Genomic DNA, 2,842 nt, shown 5'->3' with positions numbered 1-2,842 from the left:
CGATCACCCGGCGGCGCATCTGCTGCAGGTCGGCGACGATGTTCTCCCGGGCGGCGCGCCCGGGCCGCGGCGCGCGCCTGCCGTAGCAGCGGCTCCTCCGTCACGGCGCGGCGGATGCCTGCAGCGAGGCGGTCGACGGTCAGCTCGGCGAACGCGACGGGATCGGTGGCGGCCCCGATCCGGGCGAGGCGGGCGGCCCAGAACGGCTGGTCGGCCAGCACGGGAACGGGGACGGCCGGCACGCCCGCACGCAGGCCGGCGGCGGAGGTGCCCGCGCCGCAGTGGTGGACGACGGCGGCGGTGCGCGGGAGGAGGTGGGCGTGCGGGAGTTCGCCGACGGTCAGGATGTCGTCGCCGGCCGCGGCCAGGCCGGCCCAGCCGGACTGGAGCACGCCCCGGACGCCCGCCCGCCGGAGTGCCCGCACGGCGAGCTCGCTCAGCCGCTCGCCGTCCCCGGCGGCCATGCTGCCGAAGCCGACGAACACGGGCGGCGGACCGGCCTGCAGGAAGTCCTCGACCTCGCCGGGCAGGCGGTAGCCGGGCGGTGCGTACGGCCACCAGGTGCCGACCACGTCCAGGCCGGATCGCCAGTCCGCCGGGCGGGGCACCAGACTGGGGCTGTAGCCGTGCAGGACGGGCCAGTTCCGCTGCTCCTGGCGGCGGCGCTGAGCGCCCTGCGGGAGGGCGGGCAGGCCGAGCCGCTCGCGCAGCCGGCCGGCCGCGTCGGCGTGCAGCCGGTCGACCACGCGCTGGCCGAGCGCACCGGCCAGCCGGTTGCCCCAGGCGCCGAGCGAGTGGGTGCCGCCGACCACCGGCGGGAACGCCCGGGTGGGCAGCACGGGCTGCAGGTAGACCCCGGCGCTGGGGAGTTGGAGGGCCTCGGCCAGGTGCCAGCCCAGCGGGGCGGTGGTGGTGGAGAGCAGCAGCAGGTCGGCGCCGGGGGCGGCGGCGTCGGCGAGCCCGTCGCCGAGCTGGTCGATGAACGCCGCGGCCTTGGCGAGGAGCGAGGAGCGCCCGCGGGGGCCGCCGTCGCTGCCGGTGCCGGTCACGGGGCTACTGCCGCTGCCGGCGCCGGGCTCTGCGCGCGGATCTGCCGGGAGCGGGCGGAAGTCGAGGCCGCTGTCGCCGACCAGGGCGGCGAAGCGCTCCGGCGCGGCCAGAGCCACGTCATGGCCGTCGGCGCGCAGGTGGGCGCCGAGTCCGGAGTAGGGGGCGATGTCGCCGTGCGAGCCCGCCGCCATGATGAGGATCTTCACCGTGCATCCTCCGGATGGGCGGTCGTGCCGTGGTCCGTCGTGCCGCAGTCGGTGGCGTCGCCACCCGTGATCCGCCGGGCGTTGGCGCCGATGGCGGTGCGGAGGTAGGCGGCGAGGCCCGGGCGCTGGTCGGCCGGCGGGACGACCAGGGCGAAGGCACGCGCGTCCGCCTCGTAGTCGTCGGCTATCCGGCAGTGCATCTCGGGCGAGCAGGGGGTGAACCAGCGGCCGATGTGCTGCCGGTGCTCCTCCGCGAGGTCCCGTACGCGTGCACTGTCGGGCGCCGCGTCTTCCGCGAAGGCCGCGAGCAGTCGGTGCCGCCAGGCCGCGGCCTCGGCCATCAGCTGCCGCCAGTCCTCCTTCGAGTGACTCGCGGCGCGCGCGAGTGCCTGCTGGTGCCCCTCCTGCTCACCCCACTTGAGGTGTGCGTCGGTCGCGTAGCTGAGGTCGAAGACGACGTCCCCGAAGACCTCGAACCGCTCGTCGGGGGTCAGCTCGACGCCGGTGCGCTGGACCTCGATCGCCCGCTCGGCCACCTCCACCAGCTTCTGCAGCCGGGTGATCTGCTCGCTCAGCGCCTCCCGCCGGGCGCGCAGGTGGTCGAGGGCATTGGCCTGCGGGTCGGCCAGGATGGTGGCGATCTCGTCCAGCGGGAAGCCGAGTTCCCGGTAGAACAGGATCTGCTGGAGCCTGGCGAGGTCCGTGCTGCTGTAGCGGCGGTAGCCGGCCGGGCTGCGGTCGCTGGGCGACAACAGCCCGGACCGGTCGTAGTGGTGCAGTGTCCGCACCGTCACCCCGGCGTAGCCCGATACCTGCCCGACCGACCAGCTCATCCGTCCCACCTCGTACCCGTGCCCCTGCTGTTCCGTTGCCCGACCCACGGTGCGCCCTGACGTGGGGTCAGGGTCAAGACTCGCAGGTCACGGCACCTGGGCTGGCGGAGCACGGGACGGACGGCGGCCGGCTCAGGTCTCGCGCTGCGGGTGGTACTCGGACTCGGGTATGCCGAAGGTCCAGGCGACCCCGGCCCGGGCGGTGAAGGTGCTCGGCGGCACGCGCAGCCAGTAGGTGCGGAAGGTGCCGTCGGGCTCGGCGGTGGAGTTGACCACCTCCACCATGACCACCGGTTCGTCGTCGGGCAGCTGGATCCGCCAGAGCACACCGGTCTCGTCGCGGTGCACCGGCTCGGCCCCGGAGTCGGCGAGGTAGCGCTCGTAGCCGTAGTGCTCCAGCAGGACGCGGCGCAGCTCGGCGTTCTCCTCGGTGCGGATCCGCTCGGCGGTGACGTCGCCGAGGCCGGCCACGAAGTCTGCCGGAACGGGCATGCCGCGCCAGGCGTGCAGGGCGAAGCCGTCGGCGAACTCGAGGGCCGGGCCGTCGGCGCGGTCCAGCCGGCCGGCCTCGTCGCGGTGCAGGGCGAGCGGCCGTTCGCTGATCAGCACCACGTCCTCGTACGGCCACCACCAGCCGGCTCCGCGGGCGACGTCGGCGAGCGCGGTGATCGCGTCGGGAGCGGTGATCGCGCCGTCCCCGTCCGACGGGCCGGCGGGGGCGGCCGGCAGCACCCCGGCCGCCTCGAAGGCGGC

The 2,842-nt window shown here is 75.6% G+C and carries 3 protein-coding genes; all 3 read right to left on the bottom strand.

Annotated elements, in window-relative coordinates:
- The coding region (locus ABZ885_RS38660) for a glycosyltransferase (RefSeq protein ID WP_360199509.1) at nt 1-1,256 on the bottom strand (1,256 nt) is incomplete at its 3' end.
- Nucleotides 1,253-2,089 (bottom strand): MerR family transcriptional regulator, encoded by an 837-nt coding sequence (locus ABZ885_RS38655; RefSeq protein ID WP_360199507.1) that lies wholly within the window; start codon nt 2,087-2,089, stop codon nt 1,253-1,255. The genes ABZ885_RS38655 and ABZ885_RS38660, both read right to left, overlap by 4 nt.
- A 132-nt stretch (nt 2,090-2,221) precedes the next feature.
- On the bottom strand, nt 2,222-2,842 hold a 621-nt coding region (locus ABZ885_RS38650; protein WP_360199505.1), incomplete at its 5' end, for a DUF6745 domain-containing protein.

The organism is Kitasatospora sp. NPDC047058 (assembly GCF_040643935.1).
Lineage (GTDB): Bacteria > Actinomycetota > Actinomycetes > Streptomycetales > Streptomycetaceae > Kitasatospora.
This window is presented reverse-complemented; position numbering and strand designations above follow the sequence as displayed.

Bases quoted from the DNA above. Each gene is read 5' to 3' on its own strand.
- ABZ885_RS38655 (WP_360199507.1), bottom strand. From the start codon at position 2,089: ATGAGCTGGTCGGTCGGGCAGGTATCGGGCTACGCCGGGGTGACGGTG.